The sequence below is a fragment of the Brachyspira catarrhinii genome, from assembly GCF_005518285.1.
Lineage (GTDB): Bacteria > Spirochaetota > Brachyspiria > Brachyspirales > Brachyspiraceae > Brachyspira > Brachyspira catarrhinii.
The window spans coordinates 1-1094 of sequence record NZ_SJDU01000570.1 but is presented as its reverse complement, the minus strand read 5'-3'; the positions used below and the strand labels follow the sequence as shown (position 1 = coordinate 1094).

The window sequence follows — 1094 nt, the reverse complement described above, 5'->3', positions numbered from 1 at the left end:
TAGTATAACAAACTTATAAAAAAGTCAAGTAAAAATTATATAATTCTTTATAAAAATATCGGTTTATAAATCTTAAACTTTAAATTATCAATCCATCGAAAGAATCTGTATCCAATAATTCGTAATGATAGCCCTGCTCGGTAAGGAATAATTGTCTTTTATGCGAAAAATCTTCCTCTTTTGTGTCGCTTGTGATAATCGAAAAGAAATAACTTTTATTCTCGTCTTTTTTTGGGCGCAAAACTCTTCCCAATCTTTGAGCCTCTTCCTGCCTCGAACCGAAAGTTCCCGATATTTGTATCAAAACATTTGCGTCAGGCAAATCCACTGCCAAATTTGCGACTTTGCTAACTATAAGCGCATTTATTTCTCCCGATTTAAATTTTTTATAAATAATATCTCTTTCGCTTTGAGGAGTTTTTCCTTTGATTATCGGAAAGCCCGTTCTTTTTTGCATTTCGTCAAGTTGCGATATATACTGCCCAATAATCAATATATTTTTCCCTCTCACTTTTTCTATTATTTTTTTTACCATGTCGTATTTTAAAATATTTTCGCTTGCAATTCTAAATTTTATTCTATCGTTCGAAACGACATAATCGTCTCTATGGCTTTCGTCCAATGGAATTCTTATATCGTAGCAATAGGCTTCGGCGATAAATTTTTTCTCTTCGAGTTCTCTCCAAGGCATATCGAATTTTTTAGGTCCGATTAAACAAAATACATCTTTTTCAAGTCCGTCTTCTCTTATAAGAGTCGCCGTGAGTCCGAGCCGTCTCATGCTTTGAATTTCGCTTGTAAGTTTTATTATAGGAGCGGGAAGCAAATGAACTTCGTCATAAATTACGAGTCCCCAATTTTGACGAAAAAATATTTCAAAATGCTTAAAAGGAGATTCTTTATCTTTTCTATAAGTCAATATTTTATAAGTCGCTATAGTTATCGGTTTTATCTCTTTATTTAATCCGTTATATTCTCCTATATCTTCTGGAGGAATATCGGTTTTATCGAGTATTTCCTCTCTCCATTGTCTGCAAGCCGTCACTCCCGTCACTATAATAAGAGTTTTGCTCTGTATCCTATGCATAATATCC

Annotated in this window: 1 protein-coding gene; it reads right to left on the bottom strand. The window is 33.4% G+C overall.

Annotated elements, in window-relative coordinates; translation table 11 throughout:
* Positions 1–79 precede the first annotated feature (79 nt).
* On the bottom strand, positions 80–1094 hold a 1015-nt coding region (locus tag EZH24_RS12370; RefSeq protein ID WP_137999359.1), incomplete at its 5' end, for a DEAD/DEAH box helicase.